Source organism: Candidatus Eremiobacterota bacterium (genome assembly GCA_031082125.1).
Classification (GTDB): domain Bacteria; phylum Vulcanimicrobiota; class CADAWZ01; order CADAWZ01; family Ess09-12; genus Ess09-12.
In genome coordinates, this window is record JAVHLM010000001.1 from 440,680 (window position 1) to 460,979 (window position 20,300).

At 56.6% G+C, this 20,300-nt stretch carries 20 protein-coding genes; 5 read left to right on the plus strand and 15 right to left on the minus strand.

Features of this window, described 5'->3' with window-relative positions:
* Nucleotides 1-37 precede the first annotated feature (37 nt).
* Nucleotides 38-241, minus strand: a complete 204-nt coding sequence (locus RDV48_01780) for a hypothetical protein (protein ID MDQ7821504.1) — start codon at nucleotides 239-241, stop codon at nucleotides 38-40.
* 146 nt (nucleotides 242-387) lie between these two features.
* Between RDV48_01780 and RDV48_01785 the strand changes: the two genes are divergently transcribed.
* Together RDV48_01785 and RDV48_01790 are read left to right on the plus strand one after the other, a co-directional pair.
* Nucleotides 388-609 carry a hypothetical protein gene (locus RDV48_01785; protein MDQ7821505.1) on the plus strand — a complete coding sequence of 74 codons (222 nt, stop codon included), beginning with the start codon at nucleotides 388-390 and terminating at the stop codon, nucleotides 607-609.
* Nucleotides 610-633: 24 nt separating this feature from the next.
* The gene (locus RDV48_01790) at nucleotides 634-1,653 is read left to right on the plus strand and encodes a methyltransferase (protein ID MDQ7821506.1); all 1,020 of its coding nucleotides are present in this window, start codon (nucleotides 634-636) and stop codon (nucleotides 1,651-1,653) included.
* On the opposite strand, the gene RDV48_01795 is transcribed toward RDV48_01790, so the two are convergent.
* On the minus strand, nucleotides 1,645-2,541 hold the full coding sequence (locus tag RDV48_01795; protein MDQ7821507.1) for a cation diffusion facilitator family transporter: 897 nt from the start codon (nucleotides 2,539-2,541) through the stop codon (nucleotides 1,645-1,647). The genes RDV48_01790 and RDV48_01795 overlap by 9 nt on opposite strands.
* 196 nt (nucleotides 2,542-2,737) lie before the next feature.
* Here RDV48_01795 and RDV48_01800 point away from each other — a divergent pair, with 196 nt between their 5' ends.
* A complete protein-coding gene (locus tag RDV48_01800) occupies nucleotides 2,738-4,492 on the plus strand; it encodes a carboxyl transferase domain-containing protein (protein ID MDQ7821508.1) in 1,755 nt (584 codons plus the stop codon).
* Here RDV48_01800 and RDV48_01805 read toward each other — a convergent pair.
* From RDV48_01805 to RDV48_01845, 9 genes are all read right to left on the minus strand, one after another.
* On the minus strand, nucleotides 4,471-5,730 hold the full coding sequence (locus tag RDV48_01805; GenBank protein ID MDQ7821509.1) for an APC family permease: 1,260 nt from the start codon (nucleotides 5,728-5,730) through the stop codon (nucleotides 4,471-4,473). The genes RDV48_01800 and RDV48_01805 overlap by 22 nt on opposite strands.
* 23 nt (nucleotides 5,731-5,753) lie before the next feature.
* On the minus strand, nucleotides 5,754-6,545 hold the full coding sequence (locus RDV48_01810) for a hypothetical protein (protein ID MDQ7821510.1): 792 nt from the start codon (nucleotides 6,543-6,545) through the stop codon (nucleotides 5,754-5,756).
* Nucleotides 6,546-6,651: 106 nt separating this feature from the next.
* Complete coding sequence (locus RDV48_01815) at nucleotides 6,652-7,605, minus strand: hypothetical protein (GenBank protein MDQ7821511.1); 954 nt, start codon at nucleotides 7,603-7,605, stop codon at nucleotides 6,652-6,654.
* A 73-nt stretch (nucleotides 7,606-7,678) separates the two neighbouring features.
* Complete coding sequence (locus RDV48_01820) at nucleotides 7,679-8,710, minus strand: hypothetical protein (protein ID MDQ7821512.1); 1,032 nt, start codon at nucleotides 8,708-8,710, stop codon at nucleotides 7,679-7,681.
* A gap of 264 nt (nucleotides 8,711-8,974) precedes the next feature.
* Nucleotides 8,975-10,483, minus strand: coding sequence for a 2,3-bisphosphoglycerate-independent phosphoglycerate mutase (gene gpmI, locus RDV48_01825; protein MDQ7821513.1), 1,509 nt, complete (start codon nucleotides 10,481-10,483; stop codon nucleotides 8,975-8,977).
* Nucleotides 10,484-10,574: 91 nt separating this feature from the next.
* Entirely contained in the window at nucleotides 10,575-11,318 is a 744-nt protein-coding gene (locus tag RDV48_01830; GenBank protein ID MDQ7821514.1) for a PilZ domain-containing protein, read from the minus strand.
* 387 nt (nucleotides 11,319-11,705) lie between these two features.
* Nucleotides 11,706-12,329 carry a DJ-1/PfpI/YhbO family deglycase/protease gene (locus RDV48_01835; GenBank protein ID MDQ7821515.1) on the minus strand — a complete coding sequence of 208 codons (624 nt, stop codon included), beginning with the start codon at nucleotides 12,327-12,329 and terminating at the stop codon, nucleotides 11,706-11,708.
* A gap of 84 nt (nucleotides 12,330-12,413) precedes the next feature.
* A complete protein-coding gene (locus RDV48_01840; GenBank protein ID MDQ7821516.1) occupies nucleotides 12,414-13,142 on the minus strand; it encodes a deoxynucleoside kinase in 729 nt (242 codons plus the stop codon).
* A gap of 54 nt (nucleotides 13,143-13,196) precedes the next feature.
* Nucleotides 13,197-13,781 (minus strand): hypothetical protein, encoded by a 585-nt coding sequence (locus tag RDV48_01845; protein ID MDQ7821517.1) that lies wholly within the window; start codon nucleotides 13,779-13,781, stop codon nucleotides 13,197-13,199.
* A 231-nt stretch (nucleotides 13,782-14,012) separates the two neighbouring features.
* Between RDV48_01845 and trxB the strand changes: the two genes are divergently transcribed.
* Together trxB and RDV48_01855 are read left to right on the plus strand one after the other, a co-directional pair.
* Nucleotides 14,013-14,957 carry a thioredoxin-disulfide reductase gene (gene trxB / locus RDV48_01850; protein MDQ7821518.1) on the plus strand — a complete coding sequence of 315 codons (945 nt, stop codon included), beginning with the start codon at nucleotides 14,013-14,015 and terminating at the stop codon, nucleotides 14,955-14,957.
* Nucleotides 14,958-15,014: 57 nt separating this feature from the next.
* A complete protein-coding gene (locus RDV48_01855; GenBank protein MDQ7821519.1) occupies nucleotides 15,015-15,653 on the plus strand; it encodes a DedA family protein in 639 nt (212 codons plus the stop codon).
* Here RDV48_01855 and RDV48_01860 read toward each other — a convergent pair.
* The 4 genes from RDV48_01860 to RDV48_01875 all read right to left on the minus strand — a co-directional run.
* Nucleotides 15,650-16,930, minus strand: a complete 1,281-nt coding sequence (locus RDV48_01860; GenBank protein MDQ7821520.1) for a lyase family protein — start codon at nucleotides 16,928-16,930, stop codon at nucleotides 15,650-15,652. The genes RDV48_01855 and RDV48_01860 overlap by 4 nt on opposite strands.
* Nucleotides 16,927-18,162, minus strand: a complete 1,236-nt coding sequence (locus RDV48_01865) for an argininosuccinate synthase (GenBank protein MDQ7821521.1) — start codon at nucleotides 18,160-18,162, stop codon at nucleotides 16,927-16,929. Before RDV48_01865 ends, RDV48_01860 begins: the two co-directional genes overlap by 4 nt.
* Nucleotides 18,163-18,398: 236 nt before the next feature.
* The gene (locus RDV48_01870; GenBank protein ID MDQ7821522.1) at nucleotides 18,399-19,148 is read right to left on the minus strand and encodes a Mut7-C RNAse domain-containing protein; all 750 of its coding nucleotides are present in this window, start codon (nucleotides 19,146-19,148) and stop codon (nucleotides 18,399-18,401) included.
* 14 nt (nucleotides 19,149-19,162) lie between these two features.
* A partial coding sequence (locus RDV48_01875) for a protein kinase (protein MDQ7821523.1) occupies nucleotides 19,163-20,300 on the minus strand: 1,138 nt, incomplete at its 5' end.

The window sequence follows — 20,300 nt, forward strand, 5'->3', positions numbered from 1 at the left end:
TTTATTCCGCCGAGCCTGCCGGCGATATCGGCAGGTCCTATTTCTTGTCGCCCGCGATGAAGCTCTCAAGTATCTGCTTCTGCTTCTTGATGGCGCCCTCAAGCCTGTCTATCTTCTTTTTCGCGCTCTGGAGCTCCTGGGGAATTTCATCCCTGATATCGCCGATATCCTTGAGGGCATCTTCAAGAGCTTTCCGGAACGTGCCCGCCACTGTGGAAAAATCCTTTGCCTTCTCTTCCATGGTTCCTCCTCGTCATCGTTTCTCCCTGAAGTATTCTCAAAGGCATCTCCTTTTCCTGCATTGCCGGCCTTCGCTTCATGGGCAGGAGGGCGAGTCTTGACAGGCGCCCCCCTTGTGGTACGATACAAAGAGGAAAAAGAGAGAAAATGCTTAACTTTTCTGATATGGGAAAGAAAAAGCCTGAAGCACGCGAGGACCTGCACAAAGGGGCAGAAGATCCCGATGAGCCCATTGATTTCCTGGCCGTCGATCTCACGTCATTCAAAGAGCAGTCACAGTCCGAGCTTGAGAAAAAGCTCCTGGAGCTGAGGGCTCACTTTCACCACCTCACGGGAAAGCTCCAGAGATTTCTTTCCACGCGCACCTGATAGAAAGGCGCCAGAAGAGATACCATGCCCCATGATTCCGCACTCACTGCTGCAGGTGTAATGGAGATAAGCAACGCTTACCGCCAGTCGGCTGTCCTTTTCGCCGGCCACTCCATGGGAGTTTTCGACCTCATTGAAAAGGCCCCCGGGAACTCTGAGCTGCTGGCGGAAGGGCTCCGCTGCGATGCCCGTGCCGTGGAAATCCTCCTTAACGCCCTTGCCGCGATGGGGCTGCTGGAAAAGGAAGGTGAGATCTTCCGCAACAGCGTCCAGGCTTCGCGCTACCTTGTAAAGTCATCACCGTCATACCTGGGTGCCCTCGTGACCCATAACCGCAATGCCTGGGACCGATGGGCCCTGCTGGGGCGGACAGTGAAATCGGGCAGGCCTGCGAAGAGCCGGGTTCAGGACAGATACCTCCATGAGAACGGCAGGAAAACCCGGGAGTTCATCCTTGCCATGGAGGGTGCCGCCGTTGATGCCGCCTCTGCCCTCGCGGAAAGCCTTGACCTGGGCGCCGTGAAAAGGATGCTGGACGTGGGGGGAGGCCCCGGAACGCACTCCTTCGAGATTATAAAGCGCAAAGGCGATATCCACGCGGTAATAATGGATCTTCCCCTCACCCTGGCCGTCACGGCGAAGCTGGTAAAAAAATACGGGATGAAAGGCCGCGTCTCACTGCGGGAGGGCGACTTCCTGAAAGATGATTATGGCAGCGGTTATGACCTGGTGCTGATGTCAAACGTGCTCCACAGCAACAATGCTGAGCAGTGCGGCCTGATGATAGGCAAGGCCTATGACGCTCTTAACCCGGGAGGGTGCCTCGTGGTAAAGGAATACATGCTGGACGAGAGCGGCTGCGCCCCCCTTCAGCCCGCCCTCTTTTCGGTGAACATGCTTCTCAACACCGAGGGGGGCCGGTCTTACAGGAAAAGCGAGATTGAAAGGTGGATGAAAAACGCGGGCTTCAGCTCCCTTGAAGCACACGGCCTCTTGAAATACACCATCATCCAGGGAAAGCGCCCGCCCGGTCACTCAGCCTGAGGAAATACCCGCAGTGCCCTGCGGATCCTCCTTTGCGGCATTCACATGGATGGTGCAGTAAAGAGAGTTTGTCTCCTCCTTGATTTTCATGGACATTTCCTTTGAGATCCTGTCTGCCTCCTCGATGAGCATCCCTCTCGGCACTACGATGTGAAGATCGACGTGTACCGTCTCGGGGCCTACATATTCGGCCCTTATGTTGTGCACATTCAGAACTCCCTTGAAGCTTTCCGCTATGCCCGTTATTTTATCAATGAAGGCCTTGCCCGGGGAAACGCCCAGCAGGAGGTTCAGATTCTCCCTGAAAAGGAGCACGGCGTTCACCGCGATTACCGTGGCGACTGCCAGAGAGGCTATGGGATCGCCCTGGGGAAAGCCCCTCATGATCGAGAGGGTGCCGAAAAGGGCGGCGAAAAGGCCGAACTCATCATTGATGAGCTCGAGCATCTGGGCCTTGGCGGCCGCGCCGCGCTTTTTCTGCCTTATGAGGTCAAGAAGAGGCGCCGCTGCTATCACCATGGAAATTATGAGGACTGCCAGCACGTAATTCAGGTTCCGGTAATGGACCTCCTCGGGGTGGATAAGCCTTGGAATCGCCTCTTCATAGAGCTTGAAGCTCGTAAAGGAGATGAAGAGCGTTGCCGCCACAAGGGCCGCCACGTTCTGAGCCCTCCCGTGGCCAAAGCGGTGGCGCTCGTCATCACTCTTTCCTGACCATATGAGGGCAATCAGCAGAAAGCCCGAGATAAAAAGATCACAGAGGGTATGAAGGGCCTCGGCGAAGAGGACCATCACCCCGCTCAGGAAATAGAAGGAAAGCTTCAGGACAAATACCACAAAGTAGATTATGACGACGTTCCTGAGCGTCCTGACTTCACTTTCAGCCATAATGAGCTCATGGCTCCTTCCTTCAGTTCACTGGTTTCCTCCTTATTCTCTATTTCCGCAGGCCTCTCCTCTCCCCCCGCGGCTTCCGGAAACCTTGCAGGATATTTTCAAACCACCATGGTAATTATTAAGTGCTGACCCCAGGCACCATCTACTCCATCAGCCACGTTTCACTGAACAGGAAAAAGGTGATTCCATGAAAAGCAGGCCCGCTCCCAGGGAGATATTCAGCAGGATGACAAAAAGCCCCGACAGGATAAGGAGCTCAGACCTCATCAAACACCTTTTCACAAAGATAACTTATTTCAGGGCAAAGGATGACGCCCTTATCTGCGGAAGGGGCATAATCAACAAGAAGGAAGTCATCTTCATGGGCCAGGAGAAGCCCAGGGGCAGCGACCCATCTTCCGCCCACAAGGTCAATTCCGGCATGATGAAGCCCGAGGGCTACCGCCAGGCCCTTGAGCTCCTCGGCTATGCCGAGGACAACATGCTGCCCGTCATCACCTTTATCGATACCCCCGGTGCCGATCCCGGCCTGGAATCGGCAAAAAACCTCCTGTCCTGGGCCATATCGGACTGCATCTCAAAATTCTGCAGCGTGAGGACCCCTACGATATCGCTTATCCTGGGGGAAGGCGGAAGCAGCGGGGCCCTGGCGCTCCAGGTCACCGACAGGAGGCTCATGATGGAGCATGCCATGTTTTATGTCATTGCCCCGGAAACCTGCGGCTCCCTCATATTCCGCGACAGCTCCAGGCTCGACGATTCCATTGAGCTCCTGCGCCCCACGAGCAGGGACATGTCTCATTTCGGCATCATTGACGAGGTCATCAAGGAGCCCGAGGAGCCGTCACACCATGAAAAATATGTGAGAGTCATCCGCATGGCCGTTGCCAGAGCCCTGGGGGAAGTCACCAGAACCGAAATGGACAAGCTCCTTGAGAAAAGAAGAAAAAGGGTGCTGAGCCTCGGGGTATACAGGAAGCACGGGCTTATCTCGTCAGTAGTGGATTTTTTCCAGAGGTCCTCTCATGACCGGGCGCCGGCGATGAAGGGAAAGGCCAGGGCAAAAGTCATAGAGGCCACCAACGTGAGCGACGTCATTGAGCTTGCCTACCTGGAGAGCAGGAACATCGACCTCTCAAAACCCCACATTCTCTGTGAAAAAAACGACTTCAGGGGGTGCGGGAAATACATCCCCCTTGACGCCTACCTTGAGAACCACAAATCCTGCCCCTTCTGCGGCAAGGGTGAGGCTCTCTCCTCCGACGAGTGGATTGAGCTTCTCTGCGATCACAACAGCTTCACGGAGTTCAACAGCAAAATCACCGTCCGTGAGCTTCTGAACAGGGAAGATCTGAGCGATGAATACCTCCGGATGCTCGAGAATGCCGAGATAAAATCGGGATGCTCAGAAGCCCTCACGACGGGAGTCGCCAAGATAAACAGGCACCGCTGCGTCATTGCCCTCTCCAATTTCAGCTTCCTCGGCGGATCAATGGGATCGGCCCTCGGCGAAAAATTCTGCCGGGCCGTGCAGTTCTGCATTGTGAAAAAGCTCCCCTTCATTTCCCTTTGCTCTTCCGGAGGGGCCCGCATGCATGAAGGCACAGTGTCATTGATGCAGATGGCAAAGACGATCATGGCCCTCACGCTCCTCAAGGAGGCCGGCCTCCCGTGCCTTTCCGTGATTGCCCATCCCTGCACGGGGTCTGCCATTGCAAGCTTCGCCACCCAGGGCACCATCAACATCGGCGAGGAGAATGCCCTCATGGCCTTTGAAGGCCCCCGGGTAGCACAGGTTGCCGGCACCGCTCTCGATCCCGAGGTGACAGGCTCACGGTTCATCTTTGAGCAGGGGGGCATTGACGAGCTCACCTCGCGGAAAAAACTCCGGAAGCTGCTGGCCCGGTACCTGAAGTTCTTCTACGAGACACGGGAAAAGTAGAGGTAAAGAGGCAGCCCCGCCGCTAATCCCACTATGCTCCAGAGAATATTGAGGGGCTCCACCTGGGAGACAAGCACAATGCAGATAAGGACCGCGCATAAAGGCACCACAGGCCCCCCGGGGATGGTAAATGCCGACGGTTCAGCAAATTTTTTCCTGGCCACCAGGACGGCGATGCATGTGGGAAGGTGCTGCCAGAGCGCTGCAAGAACACTCAGCTTCAGGAGCACCTCAAAGGTTCCCGTGGCAGCAAGGGCAAAAGTGAGCACGCTGTTTACCACTATAGCCCTCCCGGGAGTGCCGTGGCTGCGGTGAAGAACCGTAAGCCACCGGGGAAGAAAGCCCGACGCCGCCAGGGTGTAAAGAGCACGGGGGCCCGTGAGGGCAATGGCGGAGTTTATACCGCCTATGGACAGGAGGGCTCCCAGGGCTACGAAAACCTCGCCCGGGCGGCCCATGCACTGAAATGCCGCATCGGAGAGAGGCTTCTCAGAAGATGCAAGCCCCTGGAATACTCCCGTCGTGACAGTCTGCACGAGCATATAGATAATTGAAGCCCCGCCCAGGACGAAGAGAAGGGCTCTTGGCACGTCCTTCCGGGGATCCTTCCCTTCGGCAGCGGGAAGGGATATCTCCTCGAAGCCTGTAAAGGCGTAAAAGACCACCACAAGGGCGGCACCCCATTCCGGCAGAGCTCCCCTGAAGAAGGGGACAAAATTCTGGCTCTTCATGCAAAAGAGGCCCGCCGCCAGGAACAGCAGGAGGGGGACAAGCTTTGAGAGGGCGAAAAAATCGGACACTCTACTCCCCATCTTGACTCCACGGTAATTCAAAGCGCTGAGGCCTGCGATAATGATGACAAGGAGCGCAATATCGTCATGGGGAAAGAGGGGGGGCACAAGGGCCCTCCAGTAAAAATAAAAGCCCCTGGCCACGGAAGCCCATCCCACGAGGGATGAGAGCCACATCTGCCACCCCACGAGGAATCCCATGAGGGGGCCAAGGGTCTCCCCGGCATAAAGGGCGGCTCCCCCTGTTTTTTCGAAGCGGCCCGACATCTCGCAGAAACAGAGGCCAATGAACATGCAGAGGGTGCCGCACACCAGGTAGGCGACGATGCCCGAGGGTCCAAGGTTCTTATAGACGAGCGCAGGGATGAGGAAAATACCGGTGCCCACGACGCAGTTGATGCCCAGGCACAGGAACTCTGCAAAACCGAGGGAGCGCTTGAAGCTCATCAGTCCATTACCGGCAAGTATATCTAAGGCGTCATGAAGGTATTCCAGTCTGGCAAAAGGGAAACCTGCCGGCCGACCTCTTTGAAACCGAGTTTATTGAGCGTAGCAATCCTCGCTTGATTGGACTCAAGAGGATCGCTTATCATGGACTTTCCCTGGAGAAGGTAAAAAGCACCCACATTGGCATTGAGCTGGGAAGCATAGCCTTTTCTGCGGTGCTCAGGGGGGGTATACGTAGCGGAAAACTTGACAATTCTCTTCCCTATATAGGGAATGCGCATGCAAGAGACAATTTTACCCTCCTTTTCATAGACATGCACTTTGCCCTTTCTCACCTGGTCCCGATAATCAATGGAGAGGTTTACCCAGAAGCTGTCTTCCTTCAGAAACTCCTCGTTCCACTTCTCAAGAACCGGCAAATCTTCTTCAGTGGCTTCCCTCGAGCGCCCGTCAGGAGCTATGAGCAGGCCGCCAGGATCGAGGCGGTAAATCAGGTTTACCCGCACATAGCACCATTCGCCGGGAAAGTGCTCCACGATGAGGGAGAATACTCCGGGCTCAGCAATGATGATCTCAGGGCGGGCATCCTTCACCACACGAAAGACCTGTGGGATGAGGGGGCCGAAATCTCCAAGCATTATCACGTAATGGTCCTTCTGATCAAGGATCACAAGCGCGGAAAGGCCGGCCGGGGAGGCTATACGAAAAAAAATCCATTGTTTTTTCACACCGGAAGACACCCGGCTCCATTGTTCCAGCAGGGGAACAAGCCACAGGGCTGCCTGAGAAGGGCGCTCCTCGATGAACGAGATCATAAAGGGGATATCTTTCTCTTCAAGCAGATCAAGCGAGTAAATGACACACCTCCTTGAAAAGAATAAAGAGGGGGCTGGAACTCCAGCCCCCTCTCTTCGGCTGTTCCTAAGTGTTCTGGTAAGGCTGGCCCGTGAGGTTGGAATACTGGTTCATCATATTGTTCATCTGATTCACCGTCTGGTCATTACCCTGGCCCTGGTTCTGGTTCTGGTTCAGGTTGATGCCCGCCCCCTGAAGGGTCTGCTGCACGAGCTGCTCTGTCTGCGGTTGGAGCTGCGCACCTGCCTGCTTGAAGCCCTGGTAGTCGTTCATCAGCTGCTGCACCGAGGGTGATGAGCCGCCGGCTCCTACACCGCCCATGCCCTGGCCCTGCTGGGGCATGCCGGCTGTCATGCCGGTGCCGTTTGCCATGCCGCCGGGGGTCTGGACGCCTCCTACAGGCGCGGCACCGCCGGCACCGCCCTGGCCCATCTGTGCGCCGCCCGCACCCATCATCGGATTGGTGGCGCCGCCCGCACCCATCTGCGCGCCCATGGCCGCCCCGGCCTGCTCCTGCTGCACTTTCTGGCAATCAGCCTGGAGCACCTGGTTAGGATCCATGCCCTGCTGAGGCATGCCGGCCTGCTGTGGTCCGCCGGCGCCGCCGGCTTTCTGGCCACCGCCTCCGCCGCCTTTCTCGCCGCCACCCTTCTCGGCCTTCTTGTCATCCTTCTTCTCGCCCAGCTTTGCAAGCTGCTCCTTGAGCTTGTCTATCTCGTCCTTGAGCTTCTTGATCTCATCGTCCTTCTTCTTGTCTTCCTCGGTCTTCTTGTCGTCCTTCTTGTCCTCGGTTTTCTCGCCGTCCTTCTTGTCCTCGGTCTTCTTCTCGTCGTCGGTCTTGTCGGCGTCCTTGGCTTCGTCGGTCTCGTCGCTCTTGTCTACGCTGTCAGTCTCGTTGGTTTTCGCGTCCGGCTCTGCTTCCTTGGTATCCGGGGCTTCCTGGGTCTCCGGTTCCGGGGGCTCTTCCACCTCGGGGGCTTCTGATGCTTCAGATGATTCTGATACTGGCTCTACTGACATATTCCTTATCCTCCTCTTTTTGGTTAAATTAGGCTCAGGCGGGGGGGAGCTTTTCCCCCCCGCCACAATGATTCTAGGTGTTCTGGTACGGCTGTCCCGTGAGGTTTGAGTACTGGTTCATCATCTGGTTCATCATGTTCACCGTCTGATCAGTACCCTGGCCCTGCTGGCCCTGCTGCTGGCCCATCCCCGGCATCTGCACTCCCACGCCGGAGAGAGTCTGCTGCACGAGCTGCTCTGTCTGCGGCTGGAGCTGTGCTCCCTGCTGCTTGAAGTTCTGGTAGTCAGTGGTAAGCTTCTGCACCGACTGCATACTGTTTCCTGCCCCTACAGACTGGCCGCCCATCGCGTTCGGATCGCCGGCGCCTATGCCCTGGCCGCTCACCATGGAGTTCACGTTCATCGGGGCGGGCATTCCCTGCAGTGACGTGGCGCCCTGGAGGCCCTGCGCGCCGCCCATCTGGGCGCCCTGCTGCGCAAGGGGTCCCTGCTGGTTAAGCTGGGGCTGCGGTCCTGCCATCCCGGCCGCGGCCTTCTCCTGGTTCACCTTGTTGCAGTCATCCTGGAGCACCTGGTCAGGCGTTGCGCCGCCCATGCCGGGCTGCATCGGGGCAGCCTGGCCTGCGCCGCCCATGGGCATTCCGCCGCCGCCCTGGGGGCTGCCGCCGCCGCCGCTCTTTTCACCGCCGCCGCCGCCGCTGCCCTTGCCCTGCTCGGCCTTCTTATCATCCTTCTTCTCGCCCAGCTTTCCGAGCTGCTCCTTGAGCTTGGCTATCTCTTCCTGAAGCTTCTTGATCTCGTCGTCCTTCTTCTTCTCTTCCTCGGTCTTCTTGTCATCCTTCTTGTCCTCGGTCTTCTCGCCGTCCTTCTTATCTTCGGTCTTCTTGTCGTCGGTCTTTTCACCGTCCTTGGTCTCGTCGGTCTTGTCGGCGTCCTTGGCCTCGTCAGTCTCGTCGCTCTTGTCTACACTGTCAGTCTCATTGGTTTTCGCGTCCGGCTCTGTTTCCTTGGTATCCGGGGCTTCCTGGGTCTCCGGTTCCGGGGGCTCTTCCACCTCGGGGGCTTCTGATGCTTCAGATGACTCTGATACTGGCTCTACTGACATCTTTCACTGACCTCCTTCTTTTCAATACTTCCCTTGCGGGTCATTTCCTTAATAACCTGCTGCTGCTCTTCAGTCGCGACCTCCTCTCCTTCTGGCAGGTACTGCAACGTGGATTCGTCGAGAAGTACGAAGTGCCATTCCTGCACGATATTCTACTGTTATCATAGCAAAAGTGCCCCCCCCTGAGAAGAGGGCGGATGTTAACACTTTGTTACAATTGTTAACATCCGCGACAGAGAAAAATGCGGCAGGAAACAACAGAACCTACCTCTTGAGGAGGGACTCCCCGGTCATTTCTGAAGGCTGGGGGATGCCAAGCAGCTCCAGAAGGGTCGGCGCCACGTCGGAGAGCCTGCCGTCCCTGAGCCGGAAGCCGGGAGCATTCACGAGGGAGCATGTCACGTCAAAAATCGTGTGGGCCGTCATTGGCTGGCCATTGTCCCTCATTTTTTCGCAGTTTCCATGGTCTGAGGTCACCAGGGCGCATCCCCCAAGAGCCCTTACTTTCTCCAGGACCCTCCCGAGGAGCGTGTCAACAGTCTCGACGGCTTTTATGCCGGCGGGGAGCACGCCTGTATGGCCCACCATGTCCCCGTTGGCGAAATTAAGCACCACGACATCATAGGCGTCAATTGCCGCCAGAAGCTTCTCTGTCACCTCAAGGGCGCTCATCTCGGGCTGGAGATCATAGGTGGCCACCTTGGGCGAGGGCACCAGGATGCGGTCCTCGCCGGGGAAGGGATGCTCGTTCTGGCCATTGAAGAAAAAGGTCACATGGGCATATTTCTCCGTCTCGGCGATGCGAAGCTGCCTGAGGCCCGCCTCAGAGATGACCTCGCCGAAGATCTTCCTGAGGTCCGCCTCGCTGAAGGCCACCAGGAAATTGCCGTCATCATAGTACCTGGCGAAAGCGCCGTAGAGGATGGCTACCTTCTGCCTCGGGAAAAAGGTGAATTCCTCATCGGTAAAGGCGTGGGTGAGCTCGCGGCCCCTGTCGAGGCGGTAGTTGAAATGAATAAAAGCGTCTCCGTCCCTGATGCCCTGGAAATCACCGACGACGATGGGCACGATGAACTCATCAGTCTCCCCTCTGTCGTAGGCGGCCTTGAGGGCGCTTTCTATGTCCGGGGCGCGGTGGCCCTCGGCCTTGACGAGGCAGTTATAGGACTTTTCCACCCTGTCCCACCGCTTGTCGCGATCCATGCCATAATAACGGCCATGAAGGCTTCCAATAGTACCAACGCCCAGTTCTTTCATCTTCTCCCTGAGCTCTGCGATGAACCTGCCTGCGCTCGTGGGCGGCGTGTCCCTCCCGTCTGAGAAGATATGGATCATCACTTTCTGAAGGCCCTTCTCCTTGACAAGCTTCAGAAGGGCATAGAGGTGGGTGTTCATGGCATGGACTCCCTGGTCCTGGAGAAGGCCCATCAGATGAAGCGTCGAGTCCCTGCTCAGGCAGTGGTCTATGCATTTGAGAAAGGTCCCGTTCTTGAAGAAATTCCCGTTCTCTATGGCCTTGTCAATTCTCACCATCATCTCATCAACGACGCGTCCCGAGCCAAGGTTCAGGTGGCCCACCTCGGAGTTTCCCTGGAACCCGGGGGCAAGTCCCACATCCAGGCCGCTGCACTTGAGCATGGAGGTGGGGCATTCCTTCAGGACTCGCTCCATCACTGGTGTTCTTGCAAGCCTGGTGGCGTCTCCCTCCTCCTCGGGATCGCGGTGGGGGTTCACTCCCCACCCGTCCCTGATTATCAGACATACTGGCTTCATATGGTGCTTTGTCTCCTTTCAGAATAATAGTGGCATGGGTACTGCGGTGGATCTCTCCACCCATCAGTGACTTTTGTGTTTCAGGCGCACCTCAGCGGGAGGACTTCCTTATCGCTTCCAGATAGCAGGAAAGAACACCCATCTCATCTTCAGTGAGGTTGATAAACCTGAGTCCAAGCTGCATCCTGTCGGGATCCGAGTCGGCAACCCAGCAGATCTCGGCGTTGAGCTGGAGAGGCTCCGTGCCGTAATCATCAAGCTCCAGCCTGATGCTTATGATATCGCCTTTTTTTACCGAAGTGCCGCTGTCACAGGCAATTCTCAGGCCCGTCGAGCTGATGTCCCTCGTGAGGGCCTTGAATCCCTTGAGGTGCTTTGACACCACGGGGAGCACCCTGTTGAGGCGGTAATGCCTCCTCCTGTCGTGGTAATCAACGAGGGTGCTGATCTGGGCGCTTTCTATGGACTTGAGATATTTGAAAAACTTTTTGAGCCCGGCGTTCTCGGTGCCTTCATAGGATGCCTGGTAAAGGAATCTCTGCGCGGCAAGCTGCCCTTTTTTCGAGATTTTCACCGGCGTGGCGAATACTTCTTCCCCGCCCTTGGCTTCAATGGGGTGGTAGATAATTCTGAGGGGCGTCACCTCGCCCTCCTTAAACTCCGCCCTTGTCTTGAAAATAATGTCGGTGCGGGTTATATGCTGGACCAGGGCTTCAATATCCGGCGGGACAATGGCCGAGATCTTGCAGAACTCAAGAGAAAAGAGCTCCTGCGATTTCTGCTTCTCCTGCTTCTCCTGCCTGCCCTTCACAAAATCCACAATTCGCCAGAACATGCCTGCTCCTTGAGATCCAGAGAATAGATAACCTTATTATAACGGAAACTCGGCCAAAGCACAACTCATAAAAAAATCTCCGCATAAGGAGGAATTATCCCTTCCGGGGAGAAGTAAAAAGAGCCCAGCTTGAATCACGCCCCGGGGTGAAGATCCCTTTTCACCGGATTGACTGAGTTTTCTACCGCAAGAGACCTCGCGATTATCCCTGTGTTTTCCTGCAAAGCCGAAATCAACACTCAGAGGAGGTCCTTGATGCACATACTGCTCAACATATTCACCGGAAGCATTTTTCTGTCCCTTATTCTCACTGTTCTCTCCACAATCTCCTGGCTCTGCGAGGAGCCTGTCATCCAGTAAAGAGAGCCCTGCAGGCTCTCTGCCCTCTCAGTAGAGCGCCTTGACAATAAGTTCTCCAAACTTCTTTGCCCCTTCCGGGCCGTCGGCTGTTATCACCAGGCCGTCCTGCACCACCTGCGATGAAGTATAGCGGGCGCCTGCACCGGTGAGCGTGGCCGATTCCGATTCAAATACCGTGGCTTTCTTTCCCTTGAGAACCCCTGCCCTTGCGAGAATAGAGGGGGCAAGGCATATGGCCGCAAGGACCTTCCCCTTGGAAGCCGTTTCCCTGGCGATCCTGTGAGCCTCCCTGTCATTGAAGAAGACCTGCGCCCCCGGCCCCCCGACAAACACCACGGCATCATAATCATTCGGAGTGACCTCCTTGAGGGCGAGATCGGCATTCACCCGAAGGCCCAGCATTCCGGATGCCTCGCCTCTTGCAGCGCTCGCCACCTTCACCTGCGCTCCCTTCGCCTTGAGCATGTCCGAGGGTATCTTGTATTCCTCGTCCCTGAAGTCTTTCTGGGCAATTATAAAGACCACTTTCTTCACGCCGCTGTCGGAGAGACAGCCGGGCAGGGAAAAGGCCTCCGGGGCCGCTGAAAGGGGTGCTGCAAGGCTCAGAAAAAGCAGCACCATCCATGCCTTGTGGAACAATGAAATTCTCATCGTGCTCTCCTCCTTCGCTTGACTTTTGTGAAGAATAGAAAAAGACATGCCGACCTCTCTCTGCAGGCAGTTCCGTGAAAGGGCTCAGGTGGTGACGGCGGTCTTGAAGAGCTCTCTTTCCACCATTACGCGGTCATTGCTGTTCTGTATCACGGGGTACTGGCTTTTTATCCTCGTGAGGCTTATCGCATCTTCAGGGATGTCATCATTGACGACCTTCTTGGAGATGGCCTTCACAAGGTAGAGCCAGTCAGGGTTCAGATCACAGGTGAGATCCAGATCATCGGTCTCAACAATGAGCTTTTTGTGGGGATACTCTGCGATCCACCGCTCATATCCCTCGAGGAGAAGCTCCATGTAGGATCTCTGTATGCCCTTCTCCATCTCCCTGGCCCGCTTGCTTATCCGGAACATGAGGGTGTCGATATCGGCCTGCAGATAAATCATAAGATCGGGAGCGGGAAGGATGCTGGTGAGAAGCTTGAAATGAGGAAGGTAGGTCACGAGGTACTCATCATCGTCCATATGGCCGAGGGAATGGAGCACTCCGGCAAAAATGGCATCCTCGTAAATCGAGCGGTCGGCTATGATGTTGACACCCTTCTTTACCGAGGCCATGTGCTTTTCAAACCGGTCCCACATGAAGTATGCCTGGGTCCTGAAGGCATACTGGCGCGGCTCCCTGTAGAGGCCCTCCAGGTAGGGATGGCCTTCTACCGTCTCAAAATGGGGCTCAAAACCGGCTATCTGGGAAAAAATCCTGGTGACCGTGGATTTCCCCACCCCTATGGGGCCGCTTATGGCGATGAACATCTTTTTTCTTACCTCTTCTCAAGAGTGGCGGGCCTGCCAGGAGGGCCTTTCGGCCTACCGCCTGATCTCAATCTGATCAATCCACAGGGTATTGGTCTTTGACGGCGGCCTTGCCGTCATGTCCCTGAACTCAATGTAGCCCCCGAACCGGTTTGCATCAAGCTTTCCCCTGTAATTGGCCGCATCCCTGAAATGCTGCGCCGAAAGAATGTACTGGTGCCACTTGGTCCCCACCTGGAGAGGCACGAGAAACTCATACTCCTCCTGTTTGTCCTTGAGGCGCACTCCCACCGTACAGGGATTCCGGGCCTTCATCCAGAACTTGAGGCTGATGAGGCTCTCGAATCCGTAATTGGTGGTATAGAACCCCGGAGGGCGCTTCCTGTTGAACTTGTAATCAAACTGCAAGCAGCCCCATCCTACTTTCGCCATATTCTTTTCACGGGTGATGGTCATGAGGCCGTTATCGGACAGCAGGGACTGCCATCCCATCTTGGAGACATCAAACCTGATATCGGCATCGGTGGTGCTGAGCGTGAAAGGGAAGCCCCCTCCAAGGAACATGATAAGAAGCCATATGCTTCCAATGGTCACTGCGACCCAGAAGATGAAATTCAGGATTCTCCTTGTCCATTCCATTGCAGGTGCCTTCCTTTTCTGGAACTTTCTCCCACTCCGGCTCTTCTTTTTCATTATTCGAAAGGGAATGGCAAAATCCTCTCTTCCGTTTTTTCCTGGCAAACCTTATCATGTGAAGCTCCTTTTCCCGGTGGCCCCGGGGCAGGTGGCCGCACAGGAAGGAATATTGTTCCTTATGGCAAAGAGTTCTCGGATCGCAGGTTATGAAAGTGAATTAAATGGAGGGTATTCATGAACGATGAGTATGAGGTGATAATAGCGGGCGCGGGACCTGCCGGTCTCACTGCCGCCCTTTATGCTGCAAGGGCGGGGCTGCGCGCTCTCGTGCTTGAAAAAAAATACCCCGGAGGGCAGATGGCCCTTACTGACTTAGTGGAAAACTACCCCGGATTCCCTGAAGGCATAGGAGGCTGGGATCTCACCGAGGTCATGCAGAAGCAGGCCGAAAAATTCGGCGTCACCATAGTGACCGATACCGTGACAGGTTTTGAAAAGGCCGATGGAACCCTTCACCTCATCAAGACCGAGGGAGGGTCCTACCGCGCACCGGCCGTCATCATCGCCACGGGCGCCTCTTACAGAAAGCTGGGCGTGCCCGGAGAGGACCAGTTTTACGGCAGAGGGGTCTCCCAGTGCGCAACCTGCGACGGGGCACTCTACAAAGGGAAAAAGGTCCTTGTCGTGGGAGGAGGCGACACGGCCGTCCAGGAAGCGCTCTTCCTTACAAAATTCTGTTCCCATATCGACATCATCCACAGAAGAGACCGGTTCAGGGCCGTAAAGGCACTTTCCGACAAGCTTCTCAATGAAAAAGAGAAAGTGACGGTTCATTTCAACACGATCCTCAGGGCGATTGAAGGAGAGAAGATCGTGGAGCGGGCTGTCGTGGCAGATGTCACTTCGGGGAAAGAGACCATTATCCCCTTGGACGGTGTTTTTGTCTTCATCGGGCTCGAACCGGTGAGCTGTTATATCAGAGATTACCTCGCCCTGGACGAAAGGGGCTACGTGGTCACCGACGAGGAGATGAGAACGTCACGGGACGGCGTGTTCGCCTGCGGCGACGTGCGCCACAAAACCCTCAGGCAGATAATAACAGCCTGTGGTGAAGGGGCCATAGCAGCCTTTTCGGCCCAGCATTATATTGAGTCCCTCGAGGGAATGGCCTGCGTGTAAAAGCAGGCTCATGAAGGGCCAGTCGCGGCAAAAGTCACAGCATAGAAAGGAACAGAGATGGTTGCACAAAAAATAGTGGAGTGGTGCACTGGGGTGATCCATAGCGGAGGCTACTGGGGTGCCGGTTTTCTGATGGCCCTGGAGTCAATGATCGCCCCCATCCCCAGCGAGGCCGTGATGCCGCCCGTGGGAATACTGGTAAAAAAGGGGGCCTTCAATGCGGGTTTTGCCATCCTTGCCACTTCCATGGGCTCAATCGTGGGATCCCTTATCTCCTATTACATGGGCTACTACGGCGGGAGACCCCTGGTCCTCAGGGTGGGGAAATACCTGCTCCTTGATAATGAGCACCTCGAATGGACGGAAAAATGGTTCAGGCGCCACGGGTTCGCCACAATCTTCATCGGGAGGTTCATTCCTGTGGTGCGCCACCTCATCTCGATTCCCGCAGGGCTGGGGAAGATGCCCATTCTTCCCTTTGCCGCCTACACCCTGGTGGGCGCCACCATCTGGAACAGTTTCCTGCTCTACGTGGGCTACAAGTTTGCCACGTACGAGTCACAGATATGGGAAATCTCCCACCGCTTCCATCTCGACGGGATAGTGGCGGCCATGCTCGTTTTCATCGTGCTCTTTCTGGTGATAAAGCACATGCAGAAAGGGAAAAAGGCCGCCCGGGCCTCTCAGGGGGATTAGCGCGACGGGCTTTTCTTCCCTTCGCCCAGCGCTTCGTGGAGCTTCCGGTACCGATCGATCTCTCCACGGTAGTCGCGGAACTGAAGGTGGCACCTTTCTGGAATTATGCTGCCGGGCACGGAGAGCTCATCGAGTCCTGCGGCGACGGAACGGTAAGCTTCCCTGAAAGGCACTCCCTGTTTGACAAGCTCGCAGGCCCTGTCAGCGGCAAAGAGCTCGGGAGTGAGGGCTTTCCTCATCGCATCGGGATCGGCCGACAGCTCTGAGACTATAAGGCGCATCATTGCAAGGCAGTTCATGGTTTCAGCGAAAGCTTCCAGCACAGGCCTCTTGGTGAGCTGGAAATCGCGGTGATAGCCGCTGGTGAGCCGAATCCCCAGCATGTCCACTTCATGGGCATATCCATGAACCAGTGCCGACCTCGCCCTCACCAGCTCAAGGATATCGTAGTTCTTTTTCTGCGGCATGATGCTTGAGCCTGTCGTGAGGCCGTCAGGAAGGCTGAAAAACCCGAACTCCTCCATGGTGAAGAGCAGAAGATCAGAGGCCATCCGCTCAAGGGTCTTCATGATAAAGGTGAGGGGCATGAGGGCGACTGCCATGAGCCTGGGCCTTGCCTGCACGAGGATGCAGTTCCTCACCCCTTCGAAAGCAAGCTCTTCAGCCGTGAGCTCCCTGTCCAGGCCCAGGGAGGTCCCGTATCCCGCGGCACTTCCAAGGGGATTCCTGTTGATGACGCGGAAGGCCCCGTGGAGGAGCTCCAGATCTTCAAGAAGAGATTCAAGGTAGGAGCCGAAGAGAAGGGGGACCGACGAGGGCATCGCCCTCTGCATGTGGGTATAGCCCGGCATGGAGAGCTCGTTGCGGCGGGCAAACTCGTTGAGGCCGTCACAGAGGCTCAAAAGCTCACCCCCGGTGCGCAGCAGGTGCTCCCTTGTCCAGAGCGTGAGGGCGGCCATGACCTGGTCATTCCTGGAGCGGCCCGCATGGATCTTCTTTCCCAGGTCGCCGAGCCTGGCGGTAAGGAATTCTTCCAGGGCTGTGTGGCAGTCTTCGTGCTCCCTGAGGATCTCAATGCCCTGGGCATCCTGCAGGGCAGCGTCTATCTTCTCCACTTCACCGCGGGTCAATATGCCCGTCTTCTCGAGCGCCCGCGCATGGCTTGCCGTGGCGCGGCAGTCATAGGGAAGAAGCTCCCTGTCCAGCAGATAGTCATCGCCGACGGTAAAGCTTTCAACGAGGGAGTGAAGGGGCGTTCCCTTGTCCCAGAGCTTCATCTCTTCCGTTCCTTCCTTCCCACGATGGCATTGTGGGCCATCAGGCGGACAGCGTTGATCCTTATGAAACCCTCGGAATCTGCCTGGTTGAAGCCGCCCTCGAGATTCATGCTGGAGAGGTCCTTGTCATAGAGCGAGCTGGGGGATTCTCTCCCCGTCACGGTGACATTTCCCTTGTAAAGCTTGAGGTAGACGACGCCGTCAATGACTTCCTGGCTCTTCTTCATGGCTGCCATAAGAAAATCCATCTCGGGGCTGAACCAGAAGCCGTAGTAGACGATCTCGCTGAACTTGGGGGTGAGCATGTCCCTTATGCGCATCACCTCGCGGTCCATCGCGATGCCCTCGATGTCCATGTGGGCGGCCCTGAGAATCGTGCCGCCGGGCGTCTCATAGACCCCCCTCGACTTGATGCCGACAAAACGGTTCTCCACGATGTCTATTCTGCCTATGCCGTTTTCACTGCCCAGCTCATTGAGGTAAATGAAGAGCTCGAGGGGATCGGTCTTCTCGGTGCCGTCGTTTCTGTTTTTTACCTTCACGGGGATGCCGTCCTTGAAATGGATTTCTATGGCGGTCTCACGGTCGGGGGCATCGGCGGGGCTTTTCGTGAACCTGAACATGGAGGCGTCGGGCTCGTGAGAAGGATCCTCGAGGACTCCTGACTCGTAGCTGATATGGAGAAGGTTCTCATCCATGCTGTAAGGCTTCTCATGGGTCACCGTGAGGGAAATGCCTTTTTCCTTTGCATAGTTGATCAGGTCGGTCCTCCCCTTGAACTGCGCGAGGAACTCGCCGTCCTTCCAGGGGGCGATGACCTTGATGAGGGGGTTGAGGGCGTAGTAGGAGAGCTCAAAGCGCACCTGGTCATTTCCCTTGCCTGTGGCGCCATGGGAAACATACTCTGCCCCCTCCTCTCGGGCGATCTCTATCTGCCTTTTTGCGATGAGGGGGCGGGCGATGGATGTGCCGAGAAGATAGCGCCCTTCATAGAGGGCGTTTGCGGCAAAAGCGGGAAAAATGAAATCGGTGACCAGCTCCCTGCGGAGATCCTCCACATAGACTTTTCTCGCCCCTATCTCAAGGGCCTTGGCGCGCGCCGCCTCAAAGTCGTCCTTCTGGCCCACATCGGCGATGTAGGCGATGACGTCAAAGCCTTTCTCGGTGAGCCACTTGAGGATGCACGAGGTGTCAAGCCCGCCGCTGTAAGCAAGCACTACGGTTTTCATTATGATAGCTCCTTTGGTTCTGGTGAGGTGAAATGCCCCCCGTCTCAGGGAACATTTCACCTATCTTACTTCACATGAGAGGCCCTGTCAAGAGGAACCGGATGGAGAGGCCATGGGATAGCGCTGCGGTGTATCGAGAGTCCAGGGGAATTCTCCCGGCAAACAGATTTTGCCTGTGTTCCGGTACACCCATAGAGACAAAATCAATCGTTTGCTGAAGAGGAGAATGTCCCCTGGCCTCACGATTCCGGCCTCGCGGTGAACTCCCCTATCAAAGCCTCCATGCGGTCGTAGTGGGAGCCTTTCCAGTACAGCTTCCCGCACCGGCTGCAGCGGCTGAACTCGGTACACTGCCTTTTCACCGCCGGGGGAATCTCGCCGGGAGGCGGATCGGCCTGGTGCTCGATCTTCCCGTTGCAGGAGAGGCAGAGGGAAAAGGGCTTCACCTGGCTATAGAGATCAAAGCGCGCGAGGACCTCGCGGACCTGCTCATTCCACTTCCTGGAGCGGACACAGTAGCCATGGGTAATGACCTTCCGCTTCAGAAGGCCCCTGTCCATCGTGAGCACTATACGCCCGGGATCCTGCGAGGCAATGCCTGCAATGGCCTCGTCGGAGTAATCGTTTTCGTAGAGGGTGTCAAAGCCCAGCAGGCGGAGGTATTTCGCCAGTTTCCCCAGGTGCACGTCCAGCACGAAGCGAGGCTCGCGGAGAGGCTTTGCCCTGAGCACCGCGACAGGGGAGATGTCGAGGGACTCAAAGACCGGGTACACTGAGATCCTGTCGTTATCGCAGATACGGTAGCCGAAATCCACCGACCCCCCGTTTGCCACGATGAGGTCCACCTCCGTGTGGGGCACCCCGAGGGACTCTATGGCATCCTTGACAGAGGGGCTGCCGGTAAAGGAGTAAGAAAACCAGGTCTTTCTCTTTTCGGGCGGGAGAAAATCGTTGAGCTCCTCGTAAAATCGGAAAAGCGCCATGGCCATGGGTGGAGCTCCTGTCAGGTAATCTTGATCCTCGAGATGTCAATAATCTTCCTGGCGATGCCGGAGAGCCTCTGCTTTGCCTGAATCATCTCCAGCACCTTCTCTGCAGACGGGGGCCTCTTGTCGGGCGACATCTCAAGCAGGGAGAGCACAAGCTTGTTGAGCCAGCCAGGCACTTTCGGGTTGCTTTTCCGGGGAGCCTCGAAGGAAAAGATGGTACTGCCCATATCCTGGGGATCGCTGCCCGTGAGAAGATAATGCATCACGGCGCCAAGACCGTACAGGTCACTCCGGGGCTCGGCGGCGCCCTTGTACTGCTCCGGCGCGGCGTAGCCCGAGGTGCCTATGGCAGTGCCCTTCCTGGCCGGCATGAAGACGCGGGCGATGCCGAAATCGACCAGGTACACCCTGCCGCCCGCCACCATTATATTGGATGGCTTCAAGTCCCGGTATATCACGGGCGGCGCCTGGGAATGGAGATAGATGAGGATCTCCAGAATCTGGCAGGTATGGTCAAGAACCTCTTCGACCTCGAGAGAATTCTTATTTCCGGACGCCATGACGGTCTCCAGGTCCGCCCCGTCCACGTAGGTCATCACAAGGTGATGAGCGCCGGCGAAGCGTGAGGGATCATGGATTGAAAAATAATCAATCACCTTGGGAAGGCCGCTGTGATGGAGCTGCGAGAGAAGGCGCGCCTCCTCCCTGAAGCGCTCCTCACCGTATGCCACCTCATCGGCGCTGCCAAAAATTGGCAGCAGCTGCTTGATGGCCACGATGGTGCCGAGTCTCGTGTCACGTGCCCGGTATACGCATCCCATGGCGCCCGACTTGATGACATCGAGGACTTCATAGCGTCCCTCAAGGAGCGCCGGGCCAGCGGGAGCCGCGCCTGTCCGGGGAGTGCCGCCGCCCTGTGCTGCGGGAGCAGGAGGAGGTGCCTGGGGGGGCGTCTGGGGCGCTGCAGCGGGAATTTTCGTGGTGAGGGGCGTAGGCCCCACGGGGGAAGGGTGAGGGGTATGCTTCCCCTGCCGTGGTGCCTGGGATGTGCTTTGAGACGGCTTCTGGGATGTGCTTTGAGACGGCTTCTGGGGTGCGCTTTGAGACGGCTTCTGGGGTGCGCTTTGAGACGGCTTCTGGGGTGCGCTTTGA

What these genes read in the sequence shown, in the direction of transcription:
- RDV48_01845 (MDQ7821517.1), bottom strand. Translation starts at nt 13,781, where the DNA reads ATGGAATGGACAAGGAGAATCCTGAATTTCATCTTCTGGGTCGCAGTG.
- RDV48_01795 (MDQ7821507.1), bottom strand. Translation starts at nt 2,541, where the DNA reads ATGGCTGAAAGTGAAGTCAGGACGCTCAGGAACGTCGTCATAATCTAC.
- gpmI (MDQ7821513.1), bottom strand. Translation starts at nt 10,483, where the DNA reads ATGAAGCCAGTATGTCTGATAATCAGGGACGGGTGGGGAGTGAACCCC.
- RDV48_01780 (MDQ7821504.1), bottom strand. Translation starts at nt 241, where the DNA reads ATGGAAGAGAAGGCAAAGGATTTTTCCACAGTGGCGGGCACGTTCCGG.
- RDV48_01840 (MDQ7821516.1), bottom strand. Translation starts at nt 13,142, where the DNA reads ATGTTCATCGCCATAAGCGGCCCCATAGGGGTGGGGAAATCCACGGTC.
- trxB (MDQ7821518.1), top strand. Translation starts at nt 14,013, where the DNA reads ATGAACGATGAGTATGAGGTGATAATAGCGGGCGCGGGACCTGCCGGT.
- RDV48_01860 (MDQ7821520.1), bottom strand. Translation starts at nt 16,930, where the DNA reads ATGAAGCTCTGGGACAAGGGAACGCCCCTTCACTCCCTCGTTGAAAGC.
- RDV48_01830 (MDQ7821514.1), bottom strand. Translation starts at nt 11,318, where the DNA reads ATGTTCTGGCGAATTGTGGATTTTGTGAAGGGCAGGCAGGAGAAGCAG.
- RDV48_01785 (MDQ7821505.1), top strand. Translation starts at nt 388, where the DNA reads ATGCTTAACTTTTCTGATATGGGAAAGAAAAAGCCTGAAGCACGCGAG.
- RDV48_01855 (MDQ7821519.1), top strand. Translation starts at nt 15,015, where the DNA reads ATGGTTGCACAAAAAATAGTGGAGTGGTGCACTGGGGTGATCCATAGC.
- RDV48_01815 (MDQ7821511.1), bottom strand. Translation starts at nt 7,605, where the DNA reads ATGTCAGTAGAGCCAGTATCAGAATCATCTGAAGCATCAGAAGCCCCC.
- RDV48_01790 (MDQ7821506.1), top strand. Translation starts at nt 634, where the DNA reads ATGCCCCATGATTCCGCACTCACTGCTGCAGGTGTAATGGAGATAAGC.
- RDV48_01810 (MDQ7821510.1), bottom strand. Translation starts at nt 6,545, where the DNA reads ATGATCTCGTTCATCGAGGAGCGCCCTTCTCAGGCAGCCCTGTGGCTT.
- RDV48_01805 (MDQ7821509.1), bottom strand. Translation starts at nt 5,730, where the DNA reads ATGAGCTTCAAGCGCTCCCTCGGTTTTGCAGAGTTCCTGTGCCTGGGC.
- RDV48_01800 (MDQ7821508.1), top strand. Translation starts at nt 2,738, where the DNA reads ATGAAAAGCAGGCCCGCTCCCAGGGAGATATTCAGCAGGATGACAAAA.
- RDV48_01835 (MDQ7821515.1), bottom strand. Translation starts at nt 12,329, where the DNA reads ATGAGAATTTCATTGTTCCACAAGGCATGGATGGTGCTGCTTTTTCTG.
- RDV48_01870 (MDQ7821522.1), bottom strand. Translation starts at nt 19,148, where the DNA reads ATGGCCATGGCGCTTTTCCGATTTTACGAGGAGCTCAACGATTTTCTC.
- RDV48_01820 (MDQ7821512.1), bottom strand. Translation starts at nt 8,710, where the DNA reads ATGTCAGTAGAGCCAGTATCAGAGTCATCTGAAGCATCAGAAGCCCCC.